The organism is Coralloluteibacterium thermophilum, from assembly GCF_042654365.1.
In the GTDB taxonomy this organism is placed as follows: domain Bacteria; phylum Pseudomonadota; class Gammaproteobacteria; order Xanthomonadales; family Xanthomonadaceae; genus Coralloluteibacterium; species Coralloluteibacterium thermophilum.
Window position 1 is genome coordinate 18,877 of the sequence record NZ_JBHSGG010000028.1, and the last position, 25,255, is coordinate 44,131.

Annotated in this window: 23 protein-coding genes; 20 read left to right on the forward strand and 3 right to left on the reverse strand. The window is 72.5% G+C overall.

Annotation, left to right across the window (positions count from 1 at the left end; genetic code table 11):
* Positions 1-101 precede the first annotated feature (101 nt).
* Positions 102-1,601, reverse strand: a complete 1,500-nt coding sequence (locus ACFO3Q_RS09805; RefSeq protein ID WP_377004492.1) for a helicase HerA-like domain-containing protein — start codon at positions 1,599-1,601, stop codon at positions 102-104.
* 111 nt (positions 1,602-1,712) lie between these two features.
* Here ACFO3Q_RS09805 and ACFO3Q_RS09810 point away from each other — a divergent pair, with 111 nt between their 5' ends.
* Both ACFO3Q_RS09810 and ACFO3Q_RS09815 read left to right on the forward strand, forming a co-directional pair.
* Positions 1,713-3,149 (forward strand): lytic transglycosylase domain-containing protein, encoded by a 1,437-nt coding sequence (locus ACFO3Q_RS09810; protein WP_377004493.1) that lies wholly within the window; start codon positions 1,713-1,715, stop codon positions 3,147-3,149.
* Positions 3,150-3,389: 240 nt separating this feature from the next.
* The gene (locus tag ACFO3Q_RS09815) at positions 3,390-3,965 is read left to right on the forward strand and encodes a DUF2845 domain-containing protein (protein WP_377004494.1); all 576 of its coding nucleotides are present in this window, start codon (positions 3,390-3,392) and stop codon (positions 3,963-3,965) included.
* 67 nt (positions 3,966-4,032) lie between these two features.
* Here the strand turns inward: ACFO3Q_RS09815 and ACFO3Q_RS09820 are convergent, their stop codons facing one another.
* Positions 4,033-6,078, reverse strand: coding sequence for a 3-hydroxyacyl-CoA dehydrogenase NAD-binding domain-containing protein (locus ACFO3Q_RS09820; RefSeq protein WP_377004495.1), 2,046 nt, complete (start codon positions 6,076-6,078; stop codon positions 4,033-4,035).
* 186 nt (positions 6,079-6,264) lie between these two features.
* Here ACFO3Q_RS09820 and rpoE point away from each other — a divergent pair, with 186 nt between their 5' ends.
* From rpoE to recO, 10 genes are all read left to right on the forward strand, one after another.
* A complete protein-coding gene (gene rpoE / locus ACFO3Q_RS09825) occupies positions 6,265-6,870 on the forward strand; it encodes an RNA polymerase sigma factor RpoE (protein WP_377004496.1) in 606 nt (201 codons plus the stop codon).
* Positions 6,871-6,936: 66 nt separating this feature from the next.
* Positions 6,937-7,548, forward strand: a complete 612-nt coding sequence (locus ACFO3Q_RS09830; RefSeq protein ID WP_377004497.1) for a sigma-E factor negative regulatory protein — start codon at positions 6,937-6,939, stop codon at positions 7,546-7,548.
* 22 nt (positions 7,549-7,570) lie between these two features.
* Positions 7,571-9,061 carry a DegQ family serine endoprotease gene (locus tag ACFO3Q_RS09835; RefSeq protein WP_377004513.1) on the forward strand — a complete coding sequence of 497 codons (1,491 nt, stop codon included), beginning with the start codon at positions 7,571-7,573 and terminating at the stop codon, positions 9,059-9,061.
* A gap of 119 nt (positions 9,062-9,180) precedes the next feature.
* Positions 9,181-10,977, forward strand: a complete 1,797-nt coding sequence (gene lepA, locus ACFO3Q_RS09840; RefSeq protein WP_377004514.1) for a translation elongation factor 4 — start codon at positions 9,181-9,183, stop codon at positions 10,975-10,977.
* A 77-nt stretch (positions 10,978-11,054) separates the two neighbouring features.
* Entirely contained in the window at positions 11,055-11,864 is an 810-nt protein-coding gene (lepB, locus tag ACFO3Q_RS09845) for a signal peptidase I (RefSeq protein ID WP_377004498.1), read from the forward strand.
* 117 nt (positions 11,865-11,981) lie between these two features.
* The gene (locus tag ACFO3Q_RS09850) at positions 11,982-12,362 is read left to right on the forward strand and encodes a DUF4845 domain-containing protein (protein ID WP_377004499.1); all 381 of its coding nucleotides are present in this window, start codon (positions 11,982-11,984) and stop codon (positions 12,360-12,362) included.
* The gene (gene rnc, locus ACFO3Q_RS09855) at positions 12,359-13,048 is read left to right on the forward strand and encodes a ribonuclease III (RefSeq protein WP_377004500.1); all 690 of its coding nucleotides are present in this window, start codon (positions 12,359-12,361) and stop codon (positions 13,046-13,048) included. The genes ACFO3Q_RS09850 and rnc overlap by 4 nt, the downstream gene beginning before the upstream one ends.
* A gap of 73 nt (positions 13,049-13,121) precedes the next feature.
* On the forward strand, positions 13,122-14,027 hold the full coding sequence (gene era, locus ACFO3Q_RS09860; RefSeq protein WP_377004501.1) for a GTPase Era: 906 nt from the start codon (positions 13,122-13,124) through the stop codon (positions 14,025-14,027).
* Between the two features lie 5 nt (positions 14,028-14,032).
* Positions 14,033-14,464 carry a GFA family protein gene (locus tag ACFO3Q_RS09865; protein ID WP_377004502.1) on the forward strand — a complete coding sequence of 144 codons (432 nt, stop codon included), beginning with the start codon at positions 14,033-14,035 and terminating at the stop codon, positions 14,462-14,464.
* Positions 14,465-14,482: 18 nt separating this feature from the next.
* Positions 14,483-15,205, forward strand: a complete 723-nt coding sequence (gene recO / locus ACFO3Q_RS09870; protein WP_377004503.1) for a DNA repair protein RecO — start codon at positions 14,483-14,485, stop codon at positions 15,203-15,205.
* Here the strand turns inward: recO and ACFO3Q_RS09875 are convergent.
* The gene (locus ACFO3Q_RS09875) at positions 15,186-15,875 is read right to left on the reverse strand and encodes an Hpt domain-containing response regulator (RefSeq protein WP_377004504.1); all 690 of its coding nucleotides are present in this window, start codon (positions 15,873-15,875) and stop codon (positions 15,186-15,188) included. The genes recO and ACFO3Q_RS09875 overlap by 20 nt on opposite strands.
* Before the next feature lie 38 nt (positions 15,876-15,913).
* Between ACFO3Q_RS09875 and ACFO3Q_RS09880 the strand changes: the two genes are divergently transcribed.
* The 8 genes from ACFO3Q_RS09880 to ACFO3Q_RS09915 all read left to right on the forward strand — a co-directional run bounded on the left by ACFO3Q_RS09880 (position 15,914) and on the right by ACFO3Q_RS09915 (position 25,193).
* Positions 15,914-17,968, forward strand: a complete 2,055-nt coding sequence (locus ACFO3Q_RS09880) for a translocation/assembly module TamB domain-containing protein (RefSeq protein ID WP_377004505.1) — start codon at positions 15,914-15,916, stop codon at positions 17,966-17,968.
* Between the two features lie 34 nt (positions 17,969-18,002).
* Positions 18,003-18,605, forward strand: a complete 603-nt coding sequence (locus ACFO3Q_RS09885; RefSeq protein WP_377004506.1) for a YdbL family probable chaperone protein — start codon at positions 18,003-18,005, stop codon at positions 18,603-18,605.
* A 281-nt stretch (positions 18,606-18,886) separates the two neighbouring features.
* On the forward strand, positions 18,887-20,215 hold the full coding sequence (gene rlmD, locus ACFO3Q_RS09890; protein WP_377004507.1) for a 23S rRNA (uracil(1939)-C(5))-methyltransferase RlmD: 1,329 nt from the start codon (positions 18,887-18,889) through the stop codon (positions 20,213-20,215).
* A gap of 58 nt (positions 20,216-20,273) precedes the next feature.
* Positions 20,274-20,783: a CYTH domain-containing protein gene (locus ACFO3Q_RS09895; RefSeq protein WP_377004508.1), complete on the forward strand. Its 510-nt coding sequence runs from the start codon at positions 20,274-20,276 to the stop codon at positions 20,781-20,783.
* A gap of 121 nt (positions 20,784-20,904) precedes the next feature.
* On the forward strand, positions 20,905-21,903 hold the full coding sequence (gene nagZ, locus ACFO3Q_RS09900; protein WP_377004509.1) for a beta-N-acetylhexosaminidase: 999 nt from the start codon (positions 20,905-20,907) through the stop codon (positions 21,901-21,903).
* Positions 21,904-21,945: 42 nt separating this feature from the next.
* The gene (locus ACFO3Q_RS09905) at positions 21,946-22,500 is read left to right on the forward strand and encodes a hypoxanthine-guanine phosphoribosyltransferase (RefSeq protein WP_377004510.1); all 555 of its coding nucleotides are present in this window, start codon (positions 21,946-21,948) and stop codon (positions 22,498-22,500) included.
* Position 22,501: 1 nt separating this feature from the next.
* Complete coding sequence (locus ACFO3Q_RS09910) at positions 22,502-23,263, forward strand: S-methyl-5'-thioinosine phosphorylase (protein ID WP_377004511.1); 762 nt, start codon at positions 22,502-22,504, stop codon at positions 23,261-23,263.
* Positions 23,264-23,546: 283 nt separating this feature from the next.
* Positions 23,547-25,193, forward strand: coding sequence for an isovaleryl-CoA dehydrogenase (locus tag ACFO3Q_RS09915; protein WP_377004512.1), 1,647 nt, complete (start codon positions 23,547-23,549; stop codon positions 25,191-25,193).
* The last annotated feature ends 62 nt before the right edge of the window (positions 25,194-25,255 follow it).

Here is a 25,255-nt window from a genome sequence, read left to right on the forward strand (position 1 = left end):
CAGGCGGGGGAAGGCGTCGGTCGCGCAGACGCGGGAGACCGCCTCCAGTTACGGCCCCCACTCGTTCCTCACTCCTCTCCACTCGCTCCTCGAGACCGGTGTCAGCGGCCGCTGCGCATGCCGCCCAGGACGCCGCGGAGGATCTGGCGGCCGAGCTGGTTGCCGATGGTGCGCGCGGTCTGCTTCGCCATGGTCTCGACCACGCCCTGGCGACGGCCGGTGCCGAACAGCCAGCCCTTGAGCTGGTCGCCGAAACCGTCGGTGCGTGCGGTTGGCGTCGGGGCCGCCTTGCCGTCGCCACGCGCCGCCGCGGCTTCGGCGGGCGCCGCCTCGGCCTTGCGCTGCAGGATCTCGTAGGCCGACTCGCGGTTGACCGGTGTGTCGTACTTGGCGCCGACCGGGCTGCGCGCACGCACCGCCGCACGCTCCTCCGGCGTGATCGCGCCCATGCGGCAGCGCGGCGGCGCGATGCGCGCCTGTTCGATCGGGGTCGGCACGCCGCGCTCGGCCAGCACCGAGACCAGCGCCTCGCCGGTCCCGAGCCGGGTGATGGCCTCGGCCACGTCGAGCGCCGGGTTGGCGGGGAAGGTCTGCGCCGCGGTCCGCACCGCCTTCTGGTCGCGCGGGGTGAAGGCGCGCAGGGCGTGCTGCACGCGGTTGCCGAGCTGGCCGAGGATCTCGCCCGGCACGTCGTCCGGGAACTGCGAGACGAAGTAGATGCCCACGCCCTTGGAGCGGATCAGCCGCACCACCTGCTCCACGCGCTGGCGCAGCGCCGGCGGCGCGCCGTCGAACAGCAGGTGGGCCTCGTCGAAGAAGAACACCAGCCGCGGCACCTCGGGGTCGCCCACTTCCGGCAGCGTCTCGAACAGCTCGGAGAGCAGCCAGAGCAGCAGGCTGGAATAGAGCCGCGGCTTGAGCAGCAGCCGGTCCGCCGCGAGCACGTTGATCACGCCGCGCCCGGACAGGTCGGTGCGCATGAGGTCGGCGAGCTCCAGCGCGGGCTCGCCCAGCAGGGCGCGGCCACCGTCGGACTCGAACCGCAGCAGCGCACGCTGGATGGCCGCCACCGACTGCGCCCCGACCAGGCCGTAGGCCTGCGACAGCGCCTTGCGCTCCTCGGCGACGAAGCCGAGCAGGGCGCGCAGGTCGTCGAGGTCGAGCAGCAGCAGGCCGCGTTCGTCGGCCACCCGGAAGGCGATCTCCAGGACGCCGGTCTGCGTCTCGTTGAGTTCGAGCATGCGCGCCAGCAGGGTCGGCCCCAGCTCGCTGACGGTCGCGCGCAGCGGGTGACCCTGCTCGCCGTACATGTCCCAGAACACGACCGGGTTCGGCTCGGGCGCCCAGCCCTCCACGCCGATCTCCCGCCGCCGCCCGGCCAGCGCCTCGCTGTCGGTGCCGGCGACCGCGAGGCCGGCGATGTCGCCCTTGGCGTCGGCCACGAACACCGGCACGCCCATGCGCGAGAAGCCTTCGGCGAGGAGCATCAGGGTCACCGACTTGCCGGTGCCGGTGGCGCCCGCGATCAGGCCGTGGCGGTTGCCGTAGCGCCCGAGAAGATGCACGGGCTGGTCGCCCTTGCCGATGAGGATCCTGTTCATCTGCCGGTCCGTGTGGGAACGGGCGGATTCTGCACCAGGCGGAGGACGCCGCGGTTGCCGGCCGCGGGGCCCGTGGTTAGGCTGCCTGACGCTTTTTTTCGTGGGGGCGGCATGCGCAAGTGGATCGTGCTTTCGGCGGCGGCGGCCCTGGTGTCGGCCTGCGCGAGCGGGGGCGGGCAGAGGCAGGGCGGCCCGGCGGCCGACGCCCTCTACACGGAACTCGACGCCGCGGCGGAAGCCTACGTCGCCGCCCTGGCGGCCGGAACCGGCGGCGACGGCGAGGACGCGCGCTCCGCCGCGGCCCGCCGCATCCTCGACATCGCCACCCGCTGCCAGGCCACCGCCGGCTGCGATGCGGGGCGGGTGATCGGCACCTACGACGCCCTGCTGGCGCGCGCCACCGGCGCGGGCGCCGCCGGCGACGAGTTCGTGGTGGTCGACGACGAGCCCGAGGCCGCCGGCGAGTCGCCGATCGTCGCCGACCTGCCCTCCGCGGGGCGTTCCGTGGCGCTGCTCAAGGGCCGCGACCTGCGCGAGCTGATCGTGCTCAACGAGCCCATGAAGGCCGCCCTGACCGAGTGGCTGACCTGGATGCGGCCGCAGCTCATCACCACCTGGGTCAATTACCAGTACATGCGCCAGCTGATGTGGCCGGAATACGAGCGCGCCGGCCTGCCCGAGGCGCTGCTGTTCGGCATCCTGGCGAAGGAGTCGGGCGGCCGCGTGCATGCAGTCAGCCGCGCCGGCGCGGCGGGCCCGCTTCAGTTCATGCCGGCCACCGGCCGCCGCTTCGGCCTCGGGACCGACCCGGCCTTCGACACCCGCTTCGACCCGCAGCTCGCCACCCGCGCCAACGTGGCCTATCTCGAGGAGCGCTTCGCCGAGCTCAACAACAACCTCGAACTCGCCCTCGCGGCGTACAACGGCGGCGAGGGCAGGGTGGGGCGCCTCGCGCGCGAGAACCCGGGGCGCGACTTCTGGGACCCGCGCGTGTTCGCGCAGCTGCCCGCCGAGACCCGGGACTACGTGCCGTTCGTGATGGCGGCCGCCTGGCTGTTTCTCAACGCCCGCGACTACGGCCTGGAGTTCCCGCGCATCCCCGAGGCCGAGCCGGTCGTGCTCGCCCTGCAGAAGCCGACGACGATCAACGAACTGGCGATCTGCCTGGGCGACACCGGCAACCGCGACGGCTGGTTCCGCGTGCTGCGCAACCTCAACCCGCGCTACCAGACCACGACCCCGCTGGAGGCCGGCACCCACCTGCGCGTGCCGCCGCGCGTGGCCGCGCTCTACCGCCAGCACTGCCTGGAAGGCCAGCGCGCACGCATGGCCTCGGAGCTGGCCGCCGCACGCAAGCCGGCGGTCCCGGCCGCGGCCGCCCGCAGTGGCGGCGCGCGCAGCTACACCGTGCGGCCGGGCGACAACCTCAGCGCGATCGCGCGCCGCCACCAGTGCAGCGTCGACCGCCTCGCCCGCGCCAACGGCCTGCGCGCCCCGTACCCCATCCGTCCCGGCCAGACCCTGCGCCTGGATGGGTGCGGGCGCTGAGGAAGGCTGGAGGCAGCGGCGGAGAGACGTGAAAGCGCGCGTGCGGGGCCGCGGCACGTTCCTCCCGTTCGCGCTCTGACCGGCGCCTTGCCGTGTGCAAGGGGAGCCGCGACCGTGGGGGCGCCGGGGGTCCCGTGACGACGCAACGGGTGCTGCGCTGGTTTCGTTCCTGCGCCCCCTCCTGATTTACCGCCTCCCGCAGGAGTACGCTGGCGCTTTCCGCAGGCAGAGGAGGGCGGCATGCACGGCAGGATTCCGGTGGCGGTCATGGTCGTGGCGGCGGCGCTGGCGGCGCCCGCCGCGGCGCAGAGCCTGCGCTGCGGCAGCAGCGTGGTCAGCGCGGGGCAGGACGCCTACGAGGTGCGGCGCGCCTGCGGCGAGCCGCTCTCGATCACCGACCGCAGCGAAGTGGACGTGCGCGGCGCCCTCGGGCCGAACGAGACCCGGCGCGAGCGCCGTATCGAGGAATGGATCTACGACCGCGGAGCGGGCGGGATGATCGACCGCCTCACCTTCGAGAACAACCGGCTCGTCGGGGTCGCCGCGGTGGCCCGCAGCAGCACTGGCACCGCGGCCTGTTCGGATGCGACCTTCGCCCAGGGCACCGACGAGGCCGTGCTGCTGTCCCGCTGCGGCGCGCCGGCGCAGCGCACGCCGGTGTACGAGGAGCGCGTGGCGCGCGACGGCGCCAGGGGCGAGCGCTACGCGCCGGTCCGGCGCGAGGAGTGGATCTACGACCGTGGCGCCGGCACCCTGCCGCGCCGGGTGCTGCTGGTCGACGGGCGCATCCAGCGCGCGGACACGCTCGGTCGCTGACGGCCGCAAACGGAACGGGGCGCCCTGCGGCGCCCCGTGGCTGTTCTTCCGTCGAAACCCTGCGGTCTCAGAGCGCGTCCCAGCCCGGACGCGGCAGGAAGCGGTCGCCGTAGCGGCCCGCCAGTTGCTCCAGCCTGGCCTTGAGCGCCGGCGCGCCGACGCTGCGGATGTGCTGGATGGGACCGCCGCGGAAGGGCGCGAAGCCGGTGCCGAAGATGACGCCGGCATCCAGCAGGTCCGCATCGGCCACCACGCCGTCGTGCAGGCAGGCCACCGCCTCGTTGAGCAGCGGCAGGATGAGCCGGTCCTCGAGGTCCTCCGGCGCCTGGTAGTCCTTCGGTACCTCCGGCTTGCGCACCTTGCCCTCGGCCCAGGTGTAGAAGCCCTGGCCGTCCTTGCGGCCGCGCTGCCTGGCGGCGAGCTTCTGCTCGAAGCCCTGCGGGATCTCCAGGCCGAGGAAGGGGGCGAGCACCTCGCCCACGCTCGCGGCGACGTCGAGGCCGACCGTGTCGATGAGCTCGATGGGCCCCATCGGCATGCCGAACCTCACCGCGGCGCGGTCGATCACCGGGCCGGGGATGCCCTCGGCGTGCGCGCGCGCCGCTTCCATCATGTAGGGCACGAGGATGCGGTTGACGAGGAAGCCGGGCGTCCCGGCCACCGGCACCGGCAGCTTGCCGATGGCGCGGCAGAAGGCGGCCAGGCGCTTCTCGGTCTCGGCCGCCATCGCGTCGTGGCGGACGATCTCCACCAGCGGCATCAGCGACACGGGGTTGAAGTAGTGCAGGCCCGCGAAGCGTGCGGGGTCCTTCAGCGTGGTGCGCAGGTCCGCGAGCGGCAGCGAGGACGTGTTGGACACCAGCAGCGCGTCGGGCTTCAGGGTCTCCTCGACCTTGGCGTAGATCGCCTGCTTGGCGTCGAGCTTCTCGGTGATCGCCTCGATCACGAGGTCGGCCGTGGCCACGCCCGCGCCTTCGACGTCGGCCTTCAGTCGCGCGCGCGTCTCGGCGCGCTTGGCGTCCACCTTCACCTTCTTCGCGTAGAGCGCGTCGGCGCGCGCCAGGGCCGGCTGCACGTACTGCATCTCGCGGTCCTGGAGGGTGGTGTCGAAGCCCTTGAGCGCGGTCCAGGCGGCGATGTCGCCGCCCATCACGCCAGCACCCACCACGTGCACGCGCTGGATGCCGTGCTCCTTGCCGCCGAGGCCCTTCAGCCGCTCCTGCAGGAAGAACACGCGGATGAGGTTGCGCGCGGTCGGGGTGCCGGCGAGCTTGGTCACCGACTTCGCCTCGGCCTTGAGCCGCTGCTCGACCGTGCCGCCGGTGCGGCGCCAGGTCTCGATCAGCGCGTACGGCGCGGGGTAGTGCTCCTTGCGGGCCTTGCGCGCCACCTGCTTGACCAGCATCGGCGCCAGCGCCTGGCGCACCGGCCAGCTGTTGGTGACGTCGCCCAGCAGGCGCTGCTTGAACGGGCGCTGCACGCCCCGCTCCAGAAGCTGCACCGCCGCATCGACCAGCATCGGCTCGGCCACGACCTTGTCCACCAGACCGATGTTGCGCGCGGCCTTGGCCGACAGCGCGCGGCCCGTGAGCATCATGTCGAAGGCGGCCGGCGCGCCGACCAGCCGCGGCAGCCGCACGCTGCCGCCCCAGCCCGGATAGATGCCGAGCTTGACCTCGGGCAGGCCGATCCGGGTCGACTCGTCGTCGGAGGCGATCCGGTAGCGGCAGGCCAGTGCCATCTCGGTGCCGCCGCCCATGCAGTGGCCGTGGATGGCCGCGACGGTGGGGCAGGGCAGCTCCGCCAGCTTCTGGAACACCAGCTGGCCGCGGCGGATCGCATCGTGCACCGCGCCCTTGGCGTCGAAGTCCTGGAACTCCTTGACGTCGGCGCCGACCACGAAGCCGGCCGGCTTGCCCGAGCGGATCACCACGCCCTTGGGCTTCTCGATGGCGATGCGCTCCAGCAGTTGCTGGAGTTCGTCCAGCACCGCCTGTGCCAGTGCGTTGACGCCCATGTCGGCACGATCCAGCACCAGCACGACGATGCCGTCGGGGCGCGCTTCCGGTTTCCAGTGCGCAAAGCGCAGGCCGTCGAACATGGCGTAATCCATCCGTCGGGGTATGGGGGAAAGCCCGTATCATCCCGGCAGGGGTTTGGCCCGGTCAACGTCGCCGCGCCGCCGCGCCGCGGCCCGTCGCCGGCGGCTGCGTGCCCGTCCACCGTGGCGTGAACTTTTCGCGTCGCGGCCTGTCAATGCATACGGCCGATGGCCGTCGCTCGAGGAGTGCCGGCCCGGATGGGCGAGAACGATAACGGTGCGGACACCGACAATGCGCTGGTACAACGCTTCCAGGCTGGCGACGACGCCGCATTCGAGCTGCTGGTACGCAAGTACCAGCACCGCATCGTCGCGCTCATCGGCCGCTACGTGCACGACTGGAGCGAGGCGCAGGACGTCGCCCAGGACACCTTCATCCGCGCCTACCGGGCGCTGGGCAACTTCCGCGGCGACAGCCAGTTCTTCACGTGGCTCTACAAGATCGCGGTCAACACCGCGAAGAACCACCTGGTCAGCCACAACCGGCGCCCGCCGGCCGAGGACATCGACGCGGCGGACGCGGTCAACTTCGACGCGGGCGACCGCCTGCGCGACACCGACACGCCGGAGCAGGAGCTCCAGCGCCAGGAGATCGAGCGCACCGTGGCGGCGACCGTCGCAGAGCTTCCGCAGGAACTGCGCGACGCCATCACGCTGCGCGAGGTCGATGGGCTCAGCTACGAGGAGATCGCCGAGCGCATGGGGTGCCCCATCGGCACGGTGCGCTCGCGCATCTTCCGGGCCCGCGAGGCCATCGACGCGCGCCTGCGCCCCCTGCTCGACGGCGACCGCGCACGGCGCTGAGCGTCGCGCCAGGTTCCCGTTCCCGCTGTCTTCACGATCCGCCTGCCGTTTCCCATGAACCACTCCATGCCTTCCGTCGAAGAACAGTTGTCGGCCCTGCGCGACGGCGAACTCGGGCCGGACCAGACCCGGTTCCTGCTGCGGCGCGTGTCCGCCGACGCCGCGCTGGCCGCGCGCTGGGAGCGCTGGCAGATCGCCGCCGACGCCCTGAAGCGCGTGCCGCAGCGCCGTGCGGACGACGACTTCGTCGCCCGGGTCCTCGCCGGGACGCGCGTGCCCGACCCGGCCGTGGCCGAGGCGGCCGACGTGGTGGCGGAAAGCGCGCCGCGGCGCAGGCTGTGGGGCGCCGGCGCGGCCGTGGCCGCATCGGTCGCCGTAGTCGCCATGCTGGTCGCCCGTCCGGTCGACGAGGCGGCGCAGCCGGCCGTGGCCGACGAGTCGCCGGTGGTGGTGCCGCTGTATGCGGGCCCGTCGCCGAACCCGTTCAACCGCCTCAGCCAGCCGGTGCCGCCGCAGGACCCGGACGCCTCCGTGCTGCTGCCGGTCGCGGTGGGGGATGCCCCCGCACGGCCCTGGCCGTCGGCGGGACTCGTCTCCGACCCCATGCACGCCTCGCTGATGCTGCAGCCGGTCCCCGAGGCGCCGCCGCCCGCCGAGGCGGAGGCCGCCGACCGCTGAGTCGGCCCTGCCGCCTCCATCCCTGCACGCGACGGCGCGCTGCGCCGCCGCTCCGTTCCCGATCAACCCGCAAGAAGGACGCGATCCGCCCATGACTCCATTCCGGCCTTTCGCTCTCGCCTGCCTGCTGCTGTTCGCCAGCGCAGGGGCCTCCGCCGCCACCGTGAACCTGCCCGACTTCTCCCCGCTGGTGGAGGAGGTCGGCCCGGCGGTCGTGAACATTCAAGCGACGCAGACCCCGAGCGCGATGCGGCGCGGTGGCGGCTATCCGGCCGACGAGGAGATCCCGGAGTTCTTCCGGCGCTTCTTCGGCCCGGGGCTGCCGATGCCGCCGCCGGGCGGGCGCGGCGGCACCTCGATGGGAACCGGCTTCATCATCTCCGCCGACGGCTACGTGCTGACCAACCACCACGTGGTCGAGGGCGCGGACGAGATCACCGTGCGCCTCAACGACCGCCGCGAGCTGACCGCCGAGCTGGTCGGCAGCGACGCGCAGACCGACATCGCCCTGCTCAAGGTCGAGGCCACCGGCCTGCCGACGCTGCGCGTGGGCAACTCCAACACGCTCAAGCCCGGCCAGTGGGTGATCGCGATCGGCTCGCCGTTCGGCTTCGACAATTCCGTCACGGCGGGCATCGTCAGCGCGACCGGCCGCTCCAACAGCTACGCGCAGCAGCAGTACGTGCCCTTCATCCAGACCGACGTCGCGATCAACCGCGGCAACTCCGGGGGGCCGCTGCTCAACACCAGCGGCGAGGTGGTCGGCATCAACTCGCAGATCTTCTCCAACTCCGGCGGCTGGATGGGCGTGAGCTTCGCGATCCCGATCGACACCGCCATGAACGCCGTGCAGCAGATCAAGGAGACCGGCCGCGTCAGCCGCGGCATGCTCGGCGTCAACGTGCAGGAGGTGACCCAGGCCGACGCGCGCGCGCTCGACCTGGACCGTCCGATGGGCGCCCTGGTGGCGAACGTGGAGCCGGGCAGCGCCGCCGAGCGGGCGGGCATCGAGGTCGGCGACGTCATCGTGGCCTTCAACGGCCAGGACGTGACGCGCTCCTCCGACCTGCCGCCGCTGGTGGGCGCCACCGCGCCGGGCACCCGCGCCACCGTCACCGTGCTGCGGGAGGGGCGTCGCCGCAACCTGACCGCGACCCTCGGCGAAGCCTCCGCCGACGGCGCCTCCACCGTGCCGGCCCGCAACGCACGCGGCGAGTCCAGCACCAACGCGCTGGGTATCGCGGTGCAGGAGCTGACCGCGCAGCAGCGCGCCCAGCTCGGCCTGGAGGACGGCGTCGGCGTGGTCGTGGCGCGGGTCGCCCCGGAAGTCGCGCAGCGCACCGACCTGCGCCGCGGCGACATCGTCACCCGCGTCGGCCGCACCGACGTCGGCAGCGTCGCCGAGTTCGAGCGCGCGGTGCGCGCGGCGGGCGAGGGTCGGCCGGTGATGCTGCTGATCCGCCGCGGCAATGCCTCGCAGTTCGTGACGATCACCCCGCGCCGCAGCGAGTGATCGCATCCGGCGGGCCGGCCCTGCGCCGGCCCGCCGCCGTTGGAGGCGTCATGGCGGCGTGCCACAATGGCGCGTTTTTTCAGACCCGATCCGCGCCCGCCCCCATGGCTTCCGATTCGATGCGGAACATCCGCAACTTCTCCATCATCGCCCACGTCGACCACGGCAAGTCGACGCTCGCCGACCGCATCATCCAGCTCTGCGGCGGCCTGACCGAGCGCGAGATGGAAGCCCAGGTGCTCGACAACAACCCGATCGAGCGCGAGCGCGGCATCACCATCAAGGCCCAGTCGGTCTCGCTGCCGTACACCGCGCTGGACGGCCAGACCTACTACCTGAACTTCATCGACACTCCCGGGCACGTCGACTTCTCCTACGAGGTCAGCCGCTCGCTCGCCGCCTGCGAGGGCGCGCTGCTGGTGGTCGATGCCGCCCAGGGCGTCGAGGCGCAGTCGGTCGCCAACTGCTACACCGCGGTGGAGCAGGGGCTGGAGGTGGTGCCGGTGCTGAACAAGATCGACCTGCCCACGGCCGACATCGACCGGGTCAAGGCCGAGATCGAGGCGGTGATCGGCATCGACGCCTCCGATGCGGTCGCGGTGAGCGCCAAGACGGGCCTCAACGTGCGCGACGTGCTCGAAGCCATCGTCAAGCGCATCCCGCCGCCGAAGCCGCGCGAGACGGACAAGCTGCAGGCGCTGATCATCGACTCCTGGTTCGACAACTACCTGGGCGTGGTGATGCTCGTGCGCGTCATGCAGGGCGAGATCCGCGACGGCGACAAGATCCAGGTGATGTCCACCGGCCGCAGCTATCAGGTGGACGACGTCGGCATCTTCACGCCCAAGCGCACCAAGACGAGCGCGCTGCGCGCGGGCGAGGTGGGCTGGATCAACGCCTCGATCAAGGACGTGCACGGCGCGCCGGTGGGCGACACGCTCACCCTCGCCGCGGATCCGGCGCCGGCGCCGCTGCCGGGCTTCCAAGAGATGCAGCCGCGCGTGTTCTCCGGCCTGTTCCCGGTGGACGCCGAGGACTATCCCGCGCTGCGCGAGGCGCTCGAGAAGCTCCGCCTCAACGACGCGGCGCTGCGCTTCGAGCCGGAGAGTTCCGAGGCGATGGGCTTCGGCTTCCGCTGCGGCTTCCTCGGCATGCTGCACATGGAGATCGTGCAGGAGCGCCTGGAGCGCGAGTACGACCTCAACCTCATCGGCACCGCGCCGACGGTGATCTACGAGGTGCTGCTGACCGACGGCACCACCATGCCGCTGGACAACCCGTCCAAGCTGCCGGCGGCCAACAAGATCGAGGAGATCCGTGAGCCGATCATCCAGGCCAACATCCTGACGCCCGACGAGTACGTCGGCGCGGTGATCAAGCTCTGCGAGGAGAAGCGCGGCGTCCAGACCAACATCCAGTACCTCGCCAGCCAGGTGCAGATCAGCTACGAGCTGCCGATGGCCGAGGTGGTGCTCGACTTCTTCGACCGCCTGAAGTCGGTGAGCCGCGGCTATGCGTCGCTGGACTACCACTTCCTGCGCTTCCAGGCCGGCGCCTTCGTGCGGGTGGACACCCTCATCAACGGCGACAAGGTCGACGCGCTGTCGATCATCACCCACCGCTCGCTGGCAGACCGCCGCGGGCGCGAGCTGACCGAGCGGATGAAGGACCTGATCCCGCGCCAGCAGTTCGACGTGGCCATCCAGGCCGCGATCGGCGGACAGATCATCGCGCGGACCACGGTCAAGGCGCTGCGCAAGAACGTGCTGGCCAAGTGCTACGGCGGCGACATCTCCCGCAAGAAGAAGCTTCTGGAAAAGCAGAAGGAAGGCAAGAAGCGCATGAAGCAGGTCGGCCGGGTGGAGATCCCGCAGGAGGCCTTCCTCGCCGTGCTCTCGACGGACAACAACAAGTAGCCGATCCATGACTTGGCGCACTGGGCGGCGGCCCGGTGGGCCCGCTCAATCGGTGCGCGCATCCTCAAGGAACAGGAATGGCCTGGTTCGAAAACATCCTCGTGCTGCTGTCTGTGGTGACCGGCATCGTCTGGCTGCTGGACGCGCTGTTCTTCCGCAAGCGCCGCGAGGCCAGGGGCGGGGCGGCGCACGAGCCGGCCGTGGTGGAGTACTCCCGCTCGCTGTTCCCGGTGATCTTCGCGGTGCTGATCCTGCGCAGCTTCATCGCCGAGCCGTTCCGCATCCCCTCCAGTTCGATGATGCCGACCCTGCTCACCGGCGACTTCATCCTGGTGAACAAGTTCAGCTACGGCCTGCGCCTGCCGGTGACCAAGCAGAAGGTGGTCGAGCTGGGCGAGCCCGCCCGCGGCGACGTGGTGGTGTTCCGCTATCCCGGCATGGGGCCGGACGATCCGGCGCGCGGGGTGGACTACATCAAGCGTGTCGTCGGCCTGCCGGGCGACGAGATCGCCTTCGGGGAGGACCATTCGCTCACCATCAACGGCCGCCGCGTGACGGTGCAGCCGATCGGGCCCTACGCGGGCGCCGGTGCCGACCGGGACATGGCCGGCGCGCTGACCCAGCGCGTGCACCTCGGCGACCGCACCCACCAGAGCCTGCAGATCTATCGCTACGCCGACCCGCGCCTGGTCGGCAACTGGACGGTGCCCGCGGGGCACTACTTCGTGATGGGGGACAACCGCGACAACTCCGAGGACAGCCGCGTCTGGGGCTTCGTCCCGGAGGAGAACCTGGTCGGCAGGGCCTTCTTCATCTGGCTCAACTGCCAGGGCTGGTTCTGCACCGACGGATTTGATGCGTCGCGAATCGGAGATAGCATTCGCTGACCCGGGGGCGCCGCGACAGCGGCGGAACGGGGCAAGGGGAGGATCCCGCCGCGTCGCGGCGGGCAACGACGGAATCCGCGGGGGCCAGGGGCCGCCCGCATCGGGGAGACACAGGCCATGGCGAGCAGGCAACGCGGCATCACTCTGTTGGGGTTTCTCATCGTGCTGGCGGTCGTGGGCTTCTTCGCCTACGTGGCCATGCGGCTGTTCCCGGTGTATTCCGAGTACTACTCGGTGGTCAGCGCCATGAAGGGCGTGGCCAACGAGCCCGGCGTCGCCTCCATGGAGCCGAACCGGGTACGCGACCTGCTCAACCGCCGCTTCGACATCTCCTACGTCGACAGCGTCAAGCCGAACAACATCAAGATCACCCGCAGCGGGCAGGGCTACACCCTCAACGTGAAGTACGAGGTGCGTCGCCCGCTCATCTACAACATCGACGTGGTGGCGAGCTTCGACCGCACCGTCGACCTGATGCGCCAGGGCGAGATCGATTGAGCGAGGGGCCGACCGCGTTCGGGCACCGGTTCGCCGACCGGAGCCTCCTCGAGCAGGCGCTGACCCACCGCAGCGCCGCCGGGCGGCATAACGAGCGTCTCGAGTTCCTGGGAGACGCGCTGCTCAACATGATCGTCGCGGAGGCCCTGTTCCTGCGGTGGCCCAAGGCGGACGAGGGCGCCATGACCCGCGCCCGCGCGCAACTGGTGCGCGAGGCCACGCTCGCCGGACTGGCGCGCAGCATGGACCTCGGCGCGAAGCTGGCCCTGGGGCCGGGCGAGATGAAGAGCGGCGGGCACCGCCGCGATTCCATCCTCGCCGACGCGCTGGAAGCCGTCATCGCCGCGATCTACCTCGACGCGGGCTTCGACGCCTGCCGGGCCGTGGTCCTGGGCTGGTTCGAGCCGCTGGTGGCCGAGCTGGTGGTCGGCAAGGTCGAGAAGGACGCCAAGACCCGCCTGCAGGAGTGGCTGCAGGGCCGCGGCAAGCCGCTGCCGGTGTACACCCTGGTGGAGGCGCGCGGCGACGAGCACGACAAGGTCTTCTTCGTGCGCTGCGACCTGGCCGACCCGGTGGACACCGCCTCCGGCCAGGGCAGCTCGCGACGTGCGGCCGAACAGTGCGCCGCGGCCGAGCTGCTGGCGCGCCTGGACGTGCCCAGGGCGCCGCGGCGCGGCCCCGGCTGAGGCCGCCGGGCGGCCGCGGGGGATTCCGGACCCGTCACGCCCGCACGGGCGCGACACGCTCTACAATCGCCCGGTGAATACCACCTCAGAGATCCCCCACCGCGCCGGCTACGTCGCGGTCGTCGGCCGGCCCAACGTCGGCAAGTCCACCCTCGTCAACGCCCTGGTCGGCGCCAAGGTGAGCATCGTCTCGCCGCGTCCGCAGACGACCCGCCACCGGCTGCTGGGCATCGCCACGTTCCAGGACGGGCAGATTCTCCTGGTCGATACGCCCGGCCTGCACAGCAGCGGGAAGCGCGCGATGAACCGCTACATGAACCGCGCCGCCCGCGGTGCGCTCATGGAGGTGCAGGCCGCGGTCCTGGTGATCGAGGCGGGGCAGTGGCGCGAGGAGGACGGTCTCGCCTACCAGGCCCTGGCCGAGGCGGGCGTGCCCTGCATCCTGGTCATCAACAAGACCGACAGGATCAAGGACAAGGGCGAGCTGCTGCCCTTCATCGCCAAGGTGACCGAGGGGCGCGACTTCATCGCCGTCCATCCGGTCGCCGCACGCAAGCAGGACGGCCTGCGCCCGCTGGTGGCGAGCATGCTCGCCGCGCTGCCGGAGTCCCCGCCGCTGTACGGCGAGGACGAGATCACCGACCGCAGCGAGCGCTTTCTCGCCGGCGAGCTGGTCCGCGAGCAGTTGATGCTCCGGCTCGGCGAGGAGGTGCCGTACTCGACCACGGTGGAGATCGAGCGCTTCGAGGAAGACGGCAACCTGCTGCGCATCGGCGCGGTGATCTGGGTCGAGCGCGAGGGCCAGAAGCCCATCGTGATCGGCAAGGGCGGCGAGCGGCTCAAGGAGATCGGCGCCGGCGCCCGCACCGCCATGGAGAAGCTGTTCGGCCGCAAGGTCTTCCTGGAGCTCTGGTGCCGCGTGCGCGAGGGCTGGTCGGACGACGAAGCCGCGCTCAAGCGCTTCGGCTACGCGGAGTGAGCACGATGGAGACCGACGCGACCTTCCGCGGCGAGGGCCGCTGCCTCTGCGGCGCGGTGCGCCTGACGGCGACGAAGGCGGGGCGGCACGTGGACGCCTGCCACTGCGCGACCTGCCGCCGCTGGTCGGGCGGCCCGCTGCTGGCGCTGGACTGCGGCACCGACGTCCGCATCGAGGGCGGCGAGCACGTCGCCCTCTACGACTCGTCCGAGTGGGCGCAGCGCGGGTTTTGCGCACGCTGCGGGACGCACCTGTTCTTCCGCATGCGCGAGGGCGGCGGCTACTTCGTTCCGGTCGGCCTGCTCGAGCCGGCGGAGGGGGTGCGCCTGGCCAGCCAGATCTTCGTGGACAGCAAGCCTGCGTACTACAACTTCGCAGAGGCCACGACGATGATGACCGGCGCGGAGGTCATGGCCGCGTTCGCCGCGAAGGACTGAGGCGGCGCCGACGCCGCCATGCGCATCGAAGCCCAGCCGGCGTTCGTCCTCCACGCCACGCCCTACCGCGAGAGCAGCCTGCTGGTCGAGCTGATGACCCGCGACCACGGCCGCATCGGCCTGGTCGCGCGCGGCGTGCGCGGGCCCCGCAAGCAATCGCTCCGTGCCGCCCTGCAGCCGCTGCAGGCGGTCCTCGTCGACTACGTGCAGCGTGGCGATCTCGGTACGCTCTCGCGGGCGGAAGCCGCCGCGCCGATGCCCATGCCGGTGGGGGACGCGCTGCTGGCCGGCCTCTACGCCAGCGAACTGCTGCTGCGCCTCGCGCCCCGCGGCGATGCGTTGCCGGAAGCCTTCGACCGCTTCGCCGAGACGCTGGTCGCCCTGGCCGAGGCGCCCGCGCACACCGCCTGGACGCTGCGACGGTTCGAGCGCGACCTCATCGGCATCCTCGGCTATGGCCTTCCGCTGGACTGCGACGCCGACGGCGCGCCGCTGGAGCCGGGCGCCCGCTACCGCCTCGATCCCGAGCGCGGTCCGCTGCGCGAACGCCAGGCACAGGTGCGTTCGGTGACCGGCGCGGCGCTGCTGGCGCTGGACGCCGACACCGAGCCCGGGACGCAGGACCTGCGGGAACTGCGCGACGCGCTGCGCGGGGTGATCGCCCACCACCTCGGGCCGCGCCCGCTGCGCTCCTGGGGCCTCCTCGGCGAGTTCGCGCGGCTCAGGCCGCCTGCGTCGTGAGGATCTCCTCCACCGCGCGCTCGAAGCCGCTGCGGCAGGCCGGGTCCGCGAGGGCCGCATCCAGCGCGAGCACCGCGGCACGCAGGCGCCGCGCCCCCACGAAGCCGCAGCCCGACTTCAGGCGATGCAGCTCCGTGCGGGCACTGGCGTGGTCGCCGCGGGCGAGGGCCGCCAGCACCTGCTCGCGCTGACCGGGAAGCTCGGACAGGAACAGGTCGCGCAGCGCACTTGCGGTGGCCGCGTTGCCGTTGGCGGCGGCCAGCGCCTGCGCCTCGTCCCAGGCCGGCGCGAGCGCCGGCACGTGGGCGCGCACCGCCTCGTGCAGCGCCTGCACGCCGATGGGCTTCAGCAGCACCGCGAGGAAGCCGGCCTGCCGCAGCGAGGCCCTGCGCTCCTCGGACGCACCGGCGGTGAGCGCGAGCGCGGGCACCTGGGGGAAGCGCGCACGCACGTCGAGCACGAACTCCTCCCCGCTGCCGTCGGGCAGGTTGGCGTCGGACAGCCAGAGCACGTGCGCATCGCAGGCGCGCAGGCGCGCCTCGCCGAGGTCGGCGGCCACGTCCACCTGGACGGGCAGGGCCTCGAGGGCCTGGGCGAGGAAGCCGCGGCTGGCCGGGTCGTCCTCGACCAGCAGGACGCGGGGACGCGTGGGAGCGCCGGAAGAATGCATGACAGATCCATCTGTACTGGGCGGCTATGCTGGCGAGCATGCTGTGCCTCTTCCTCCGTCGCAAGCTGCACCGCCGCGTCGGCGCGGCCTGCCTGGCGCTGCTCGCGCTGCTGGCGGCGACGCCCGCCGCCGCACGGGTGCTGGAGATGCGGGTCGCCGCGGTCGACGCCACGGTCGCGACCGCCAGCGGCGTGGACCTGCGCCTGGACTGGCCGGACGGGGCCAGCGAGGGGGCGCTCGACCTGCGCGTGCGCCGGCTCGAGGCGCCGGACTACGGCATGCGCTTCGACGCGGTGCGCTGGCGCTGCGCTCTGCGGCGCGACGGTGGGATCTGGCGCTGCCGCGGCGGCGTGAGCGCAGCGGGAGGTGGCCCGGGGCACGAACTGGCGGTCGCCTTTTCGGACGCCGGGCTGGAGGGCGAGTTCGGCCGCGGCGAGCGCCGGGTGCAGGTCGCGCAGTCGGCCGAGGCGCCGGGCCGTCTGGAGATCCTCGCGCGCCACATCCCGGTCGCGTGGATGGAGGCCTACCTCGCCCTGCTGTGGGAGGAAGGCAGCTTCACCGCAGGCCGCCTCGACGGCCGGTTCCAGGTCGATACCGGCGACACCGTCGCCGGCCGCGGCGAGCTGACGATCCGCGAACTGGCCTTCGACACGCCGGACGGCCAGTTCGCCGCCGAGGGGCTGGGGGCGTCGGCGCGCATCGACTACCGCGGCGGCGCACGGGCGCGGCTCGCGGTCGAGGGAACGCTGGAGGGCGGCGATTTCCTCGCCGGCGGCTTCTTCGTCACCCTGCCGGACACGCCGGTGGCGGTGGCGCTCGCCGGCGCCCAGGGCGCGGACGCGGGCTGGCGCTTCGATCGCCTGCACTGGCGCGACGGGCGCGCGCTCGACGTACGGGGCGAGCTGGCGCTCGCTCCCGACTATGGCCTGGACGCACTGGCCCTGGAGATCGACAGCCGGCACCTGGCGAGCGCGGGCCCGCGCTATCTCGAAAGCGTGTTCGGCCTGGTCGGCCTGGCGGGGCTGCAGCTCAACGGCGGTGCGCATGCGCGGCTGGAGATGGATGCCGAGGGTCCGGTCGCGGCCGTGCTGCGGCTGGACGACGTCGGTGCCGGCCACCCCGACGGCCGCTTCGGCTCCGACGGTCTGGACGGCACGATCGCCTGGAGCGCCGCCGGCGAGCGTCGCGGACGGCTCACCTGGCGCGGCGTGAGCATCCACGGCATTCCGATCCTCGCCGCCGACCTCGACCTGCGCAGCGTCGACGGCACGCTGTCGCTGGCCGAGGCCGCCGACATCGAGATGCTCGGCGGCTGGCTGCACCTGGAGACCCTGGCGATCACGCCGCCCCTGCGCGGGCGCGACACCCAGGGCGCCTTCGCCATGCACCTCGACGGCATCGACATCGCCCAGCTCGCGGCCTGGCTGGACTGGCCGCCCTTCACCGGGCGGCTCGACGGCCGCATTCCGGGCGTGCGCTATGCCGACGGGCGTCTCGACTTCGACGGCAACCTCGTCCTGCAGCTGTTCGACGGCACGGTCCAGATCAGCCACCTGATGATGGAGCGCCCCTTCGGGGTGGCGCCGACGCTCTCGGCCAACATCGCGATCGACGGCCTCGACCTGAGCGCGCTGACCGGCGTGTTCGGCTTCGGCGAGATCACCGGCGCGCTCGACGGCCGCATCAACGGCCTGCGCATGGTGGACTGGAGCGTGGTCGCCTTCGACGCCCACCTGCACACCGACGACGCCTGGCGCGGCCGGCGCCTGGTCAGCCAGCGCGCGGTGCAGGACATCACCGCCGTCGGCGGCGGAGGCGGGCTCATCGGCGGCCTGCAGGGCATGGCGCTGGGCTTCTTCGACGACTTCCGCTACCGGCGCATCGGCATCCGCTGCCGCCTGGTGAACACCGTCTGCCACATGGGCGGTATCGCGCCAGCCGACGCCGGTTCATCGGAGGACGGCTATACGATCGTCGAGGGGGCCGGCCTGCCGCGGCTCACCGTGATCGGCCATCGGCGCCTGGTGGACTGGCCCACGCTGCTCGAACGGCTGCGGGTCGCCACCGAGGGCGACGGGCCCACCATCGACTAGACTTCCTCACGCCAACCGCTCCAAGGACCGCCCCATGCGCAAACTGTTCGCAGCGACCCTGCTGGCCGCGCTCGCCCTCACCGCCTGCGTGACCATCAACGTGTACTTCCCCGCGGCCGAGGTCGAGCAGGCCGCGCGCCAGTTCGTCGACGACGTGATGGGCGACACGCCCGCGCCGCCGCCGGCGCAGGGTCCGGGGCAGGGCGGCATGGCCGCCGCGCCGACGCGCAGCCTGCGCTTCGATCCGGTGGGCTTCTTCATCGGCACCGCGCATGCGCAGAACGCCGACATCAATCTCAACACGCCGGCGATCCAGGCGATCCGCTCGCGCATGGGCGAGCGCTTTCGCAGCACGCTGGCCGCCGGCTTCGACGCGGGCGCGCTGGGCTTCGCGCGCGACGGGACCATCGTGGTGCGCGACGCCTCTGCGGTCTCGCTGCGCGACCGCGCCGCGCTGAACCAGGCGGTCGCCGACGACAACCGCGACCGCAACGCCCTCTACCGCGAGGTGGCGGTCGCCAACGGCCATCCCGAGTGGGAGAGCCAGGTGCGCGAGACCTTCGCCCGCGAATGGGTGGGCCGTGCCCGCGCCGGCTGGTGGTACCAGGACGCCGGCGGCAACTGGCGGCAGAAGTAGGCTTTCCTGGAGGAGAGAGTGAGGAGGAGTGAGGAAGGAGTCGGGCTGCCGCGCGTTCCCTCGTTTCTCGCTTCTCGTCTCTCGCGCGCCGCTGCCGAGACAAACTCCCGCTTGCGGGGGAAGGCCGGGATGGGGGGTGAGCGCGCGCAGCGCGCTGCTTGAGGAGTGAACGAGAAGGAGAGAGGAGCGCGTGCCGGGTAGGTTCCCTCGTTTCTCGCTCCTCCAGCCTCGCTCCCCGCTTTTCCGCCATAATTCCGCTCTTTTTCCCGGAAGAGCCCGCCGTGTCGCGCCGCAACCGCAACCGTACGCCCGCCGAGTTCGAACTCGACATCGTCGATCTGAGCCATGACGGGCGCGGCGTCGCACGGCGCGAGGACGGCAAGACGGTCTTCGTCTCCGGCGCACTGCCCGGCGAGCGGGTCCGGGCGCGGCAGACCGGGCGCAACCGCAGCTTCGACGAGGCGGCGACGCTGGACGTGCTCCAGCCGTCGCCCGACCGCATCGCGCCGCGCTGCCCGCACTTCGGCGTGTGCTCGGGCTGCGTCCTGCAGCACCTCGACGCCACGAAGCAGATCGAGGCCAAGCAGCGCACGCTCCTGGAGAACTTCGAGCGCATCGGCCACGTGCGCCCGCAGACCGTGCTGCCGCCGCTCACCGCGCAGCCCTGGGGCTATCGGCGCAAGGGGCGGTTCTCGGTGCGCTGGGTCGAGAAGAAGGGCAAGGCCCTGGTCGGCTTCCGCGAACTCGACCCGCGTTTCGTCGCCGACCTGGTGGAATGCCACACGGTGGTGCCGGAGGTCGGCGCCCTGATCGCACCGTTGTCGGAACTCGTCGCCAGCCTCGACGCCCGGCGCGAGATCCCGCAGATCGAGTTCGTGGTGGGCGACGCCGCCGCCGCGCTGACGGTGCGCCACCTGGTGCCGCTGTCGGACGCGGACCGGGCCGCGCTCGCGGCCTTCGGCGAGGCCCGCGGCTTCGCCGTCTACCTGCAGCCGAAGGGGCCGGATTCGGTGGTGCCGCTGTGGCCGGCCGACGGCGTGGCGCTGGACTTCGCGGTGGACGACTCCGACCTGCGTCTGGCGTTCAAGCCGCTGGACTTCATCCAGGTCAACGGCGGCCTCAACCGCGCCATGATCGCGCGCACGCTGGAGCTGCTCGCGCCCCGGCCCACCGACCGCGTACTCGACCTGTTCTGCGGTCTCGGCAACTTCACCCTGCCGCTGGCACGCCGCGCCGGGCAGGTAGTGGGCGTGGAGGGCGACGCGGCCCTGGTCCGCCACGCCCGCGAGAACGCGCAGGCCAACGGCCTCGGCAATGCCGAGTTCCATGCCGCCGACCTCACCCAGGACCTCCGCGGCGAGCCGTGGATGCGCGCCGGCTTCGACATCCTGCTGCTCGACCCGCCGCGTTCCGGCGCCGACGCCGTGCTGGCGCAGCTCCCGCTCGACGGTCTGCGCCGCATCGTCTACGTGAGCTGCCACCCCGGCTCGCTCGCCCGCGACGCGGGCTACCTCGTCAACGAGCGCGGCTGGCGCCTCGTCGCCGCCGGCGTGATGGACATGTTCCCGCACACCGCACACGTCGAGTCCATTGCGGTGTTCGAGCGCTGAGGCAGCGCCGCTGGCGCTCGGATGCGAGAATTCCCGCATCGTTTCGCAGGAGTGGCGCATGCCCATCGAGATCGAGCGCAAGTTCCTCGTCGTCTCCGACGCCTGGCGGGCCGCGGCGCACGCGGTGGTGCGCATGGCGCAGGGCTACATCAACGACATGGACGCGCTCGACGCCGGGCGCCAGCGGGCCTCGGTGCGGGTGCGGATCGCGGGGGAGGAGGGCTTCCTCAACCTGAAGTCGCGCGAGACCGGCCACACCCGCCAGGAGTTCGACTACCCGATCCCGCTGGCCGACGCGGAGGCGTTGCTCGCGCTGTGCGTGGGCGGCCGCATCGACAAGCGCCGCCACTACGTGCGCCACGGCGGGCGGCTCTGGGAGATCGACGAGTTCCTCGGCGACAACGCCGGGCTCGTCGTGGCCGAGCTGGAACTCGAGCAGGCCGACGCGGCCTTCGAGCGCCCGGCGTGGCTCGGCGCGGAGGTCACCGACGCGCAGCGCTACTACAACCTCGCGCTCGCGGCGCGGCCGTACTCGACCTGGAGCGCGGCCGAGCGGGGTGACGAATGAACCGCTTCGCCGGGCGCAGGCAGGATGCGGTGGCGCGCGGGTCGCGGCTGAAGCCGCTCCTACCCTCGGGCACAGGATTTTCCCGTAGGAGCGGCTTCAGCCGCGACCGGAGGAGCCACGCATGCTGCTGATCGGGATCGCCGGGCACACGGTCGCCGACGCGGAGCGCGCGTGGTTCGCGCACCCCGCGGTGTCGGGCGTGGTGCTGTTCGCCCGCAACTTCGCCTCGCGGGAGCAGGTGGCCGCCCTGTGCGCCTCCATCCGCGCCGCCAGGCCGCGGCCGCTGCTGATCGCGGTGGACCAGGAGGGCGGACGCGTGCAGCGGTTCCGCGACGGCTTCGCCGCGCTGCCTCCGCTGGCGGCCTTCGGCGCCCTGCATGCGCGCGATCCGGAAGCCGCACTCCGGTTGGCCGGCGAGCACGCGTGGCTGATGGCGAGCGAGGTGCGGGCCGCCGGGGTGGACCTGAGCTTCGCGCCCGTGGTCGATCTGGGGCGCGGCAACCGCGCCATCGGCGACCGGGCCTTCCACGCGCAGCCCGCCGTGGTCGCCGCCTTCGCCGCGGCCTACGTGCGCGGCATGCACGCCGCCGGCATGGCCGCGACGCTCAAGCACTTCCCGGGACACGGTTCGGTGCTCGAGGACACCCATTTCGACGCCGCGAGCGATCCGCGTGCCCTCGACACGCTGCGCGGCGAGGACCTGGTGCCGTTCGCGGCCGGCATCGCCGCCGGTGCGGACGCGGTGATGCTGGCGCACGTGAGCTATCCCGCCGTGGCGCCGCAGCCGGCCGGTTACGCGCCGCGCTGGATCGAGATCCTGCGCGGCGAGCTGGGCTTCCGCGGCATCGCCTTCTCCGACGACATCGGCATGGCGGCGGCGGACGCGGCCGGCGGCGTCGGCGCCCGCGTACGTGCGCATCTCGACGCCGGCTGCGACGTGGTCCTGGTCTGCCATCCCGAGCTGGTCCCCGAGGCGCTCGCGGCGGTGGACGGCCGCGGCCCGGGCGCCGACCTGTCCGCCCTGGCCGCGCGCGAGCCGCTCGACTGGGATCGGCTGCTCGCCGATCCGCGGCATGCGGCGGCACGCGCTACATTCGCCGACCCGCAGGCGCTCGCCTGAGCCCGCGGTCCCGCCCACGACATGCCGATCCGCCCCGAGCCCATGACCACCCGACCCGATCTTTCCGACGCGCTGGCGAACGCCGAGCTGCTGTTCGACCGCGTCGCCATCGACGCGGCCATCGCCGACATGGCCGAGCGCATCCGCGCCGACTACGCCGGCGCGCGTCCGCTCTACCTCACGGTCATGAACGGCGCGCTGCCGTTCGCCGGCCTGCTCGCGCTGCAGGTGGGGGAGGGCGTGGACCTGGAGTTCGACTATCTGCACGCCACGCGCTACCGCGGCCACACCTCCGGCGGCGAGCTGCACTGGCTGCATCGCCCGCGCACGCCGCTGGCCGGCCGCCGCGTGCTCCTGGTGGACGACATCCTCGACGAGGGCCACACGCTCGCGGGCATCCGCGACTGGTGCCTCGGCGAGGGCGCGGCGGAGGTGCGCATCGCCGCCATGACCCGCAAGGACCACGACCGCTGCGTGCCGGGACTGGTGGCCGACTACGTCGGCATCGACGTGCCGGACCGCTACGTGTTCGGCTTCGGGATGGACTACCACGAGCAGGGTCGCAACCTGCCCGCGATCTACGCGCTGAAGGACTGACATGAGCGACACCACTCCCATCGCCCTGGCCGTGATCGGCGGCACCGGGCTGTACAAGCTGGCCGGTCTCGACGACGCCGAGGCGGTCTCGCACGCGACGCCCTACGGGGAGCCCTCGGGCGCCGCGCGCGTGGGCAGCTTCAAGGGCCACCGGGTGGCCTTTCTCGCCCGCCATGGCGAGGGGCACACGGTGGCGCCGCACCGCATCAACTACCGCGCCAACCTCTGGCTGCTGCACGAACTGGGCGTCAAGCGCGTGCTCGCCGTCAATGCGGTCGGCGGCATCACCGAGCGCTACGGTCCGCGTGCGGTGGGCGTGCCGGACCAGCTGATCGACTACACCGACGGCCGCCTGTCGAGCTACTGCGACGCCCCCGGCGCCGAGGTCCGCCACATCGATTTCGGCGAGCCCTACACCGCGTCGCTGCGGCGCGCGATCCTGGCGGCCGCAGCGCAGGCGGGCGTCGAGGCGGTGGACGGCGGCACCTACGGCACCACCCAGGGTCCGCGCCTGGAGACCCGCGCCGAGGTCGCGCGCATGCGCCGCGACGGCTGCGACCTCGTCGGCATGACCGGCATGCCCGAGGCCGCGCTCGCCCGCGAGCTGGGCATGGAGTACGCCTGCGTGGCGCTGGTCGCCAACTGGGCGGCCGGCTGCGGCCCGACGCCGGACGTCGAGATCACGATGGACGAGGTCTTCGCCAACCTCGCCGCGGCGACCGCCACCGTGCCCCTGCTGCTGGAAGGGCTGCTGCGCGGCTGAGGCCGCCGTCACGCGGTGCGCCTCGTCAGGCGGGGCGCGACGTGCGCACAATCGCGGGACCCGTCCTGGAGCGTGCCATGCCCCCTGGAACGAGATGCGTGCGTCGTCGCCGGCCAGGAGCCGGCGGTGCAGGGGGCGGCCGCGGCCGGTCTCCAGGGCGGGCCGTGCGGCACCGGTTCCGTGACGCCGCACGCCGATACGGCGTCGCGCGCCCCGTCTCGGCGCATGCCAGGCCGCTTCGCACGCATCCCGTAGAACGTGACACGCGCCAAGGAGAGCCCGCATGAGCATCGACTTCGACACCCATCGCGTCGAGAACCAGCCGCCGCCCTTCGCTCCCTGCGACCTGTGGCGCGGCGACCCGGTCCTGCGCGCGGCGGTGGCGCGCGAAGGGGCGGCGTGGGCCGAGCCGCAGCTCGGCGCCTACGGCGCGCTCGCCGGCGATGCGCTGTACGCCGCGGGCGTGGAGGCCAACCGCGACCGTCCGCGCCTCGCCACCCATGACGCCTTCGGGCACCGCGTGGACCGGGTGGACTTCCATCCGGCCTACCACCGGTTGATGCAGGCCGGCGTGGAGCACGGGATTCCCGGCCTGCCGTGGCGCGATCCGCGGCCGGGCGCCCACGTGGCGCGCGCGGCGCTGATGATCCTGCACCACGAGGTCGAGCAGGGCACCAGCTGCCCGCTGACCATGACCTACGCCGCACAGCCGGCGCTGCGCCACGCGCCCGGTCTGCGCGAGTGGGCCGAGAAGGCCGCGGCGCCGCATTACGACGGGCGCGACCTGCCCATGGCGAAGAAGGCCGGCGTCACCCTCGGCATGGGCATGACCGAGAAGCAGGGCGGCTCCGACGTGCGCGCCAACACCACGCACGCGCGCCACCTCGACCGCGACGACTACCTGCTCGTCGGCCACAAGTGGTTCTTCTCCGCGCCGATGTCCGATGCGTGGCTGGTGCTGGCGCAGACCGGCCCCGGCCTGACCTGCTTCCTGGTGCCGCGCTGGCGCCCGGACGGGCGCCGCAACGCGCTGCGCCTGATGCGGCTCAAGGACAAGCTCGGAAACTGGTCCAACGCCAGCGCCGAGGTGGAGTTCGCGGGCGCCCTGGGGCACCGCGTGGGCGAGGAAGGCCGTGGCGTGGCGACCATCCTGGAGATGGTCGCGCTCACGCGGCTGGACTGCATGCTCGGTGCCGCCGCGCAGATGCGCATGGCGCTGGCGCAGGCCCTGCACCACGCGCGGCACCGGCGCGCGTTCGGCAGGCTGCTGGTGGAGCACGCGCTGATGCAGAACGTGCTGGCCGACCTGGCGCTGGAGTCCGAGGCGGCCATCGCCCTCGCGCTGCGGGTCGCGCGCGCCGTCGACGCGGCGCCCCGCGACCCCGGCGAAGCCGCCTTCGCGCGCATCGCCACGGCAGTGGGCAAGTACTGGCTGTGCAAGCGCGCGCCGGCCTTCGTCAACGAGGCGCAGGAGTGCCTGGGCGGTGCCGGCTACGTCGAGGAGTCGATGCTGCCCCGCCTCTACCGCGAGGCGCCCCTGAACTCGATCTGGGAGGGCTGCGGCAACATCCAGTGCCTGGACGTGCTGCGCGCGCTCGGCCGCGAGCCGGCGACGCGCGAAGCCGTCTTCGCCGAGCTGGCGGCGGTGCGCGGCACGCATGCGGCGCTGGACCGGGCCGTCGAGGCGCTGCAGGCGGACCTGGCGCGCAGCGAGGCCATCGAGTTCCGCGCGCGCCTGCTGACCGAGCGCCTCGCCCTGGTGCTGCAGGCCGCCATCCTCCTGCGCGCCGCGCGCGACGACGCCTCCGCCGCAGCGGTGGCCGACGCCTTCTGCCGTTCGCGTCTGGAGGCGCACCACGGCCTGGCCTTCGGCACGCTGGACCCCGGCGTGGATGCGCAGGCGCTCATCGAACGCGCGCCCGCCCGCTAGGTGTGATCTCTCAGTAGGTTGTTCACCCGGGGCATCTCTGGAAGATGGGGGTTGCGAAGCCA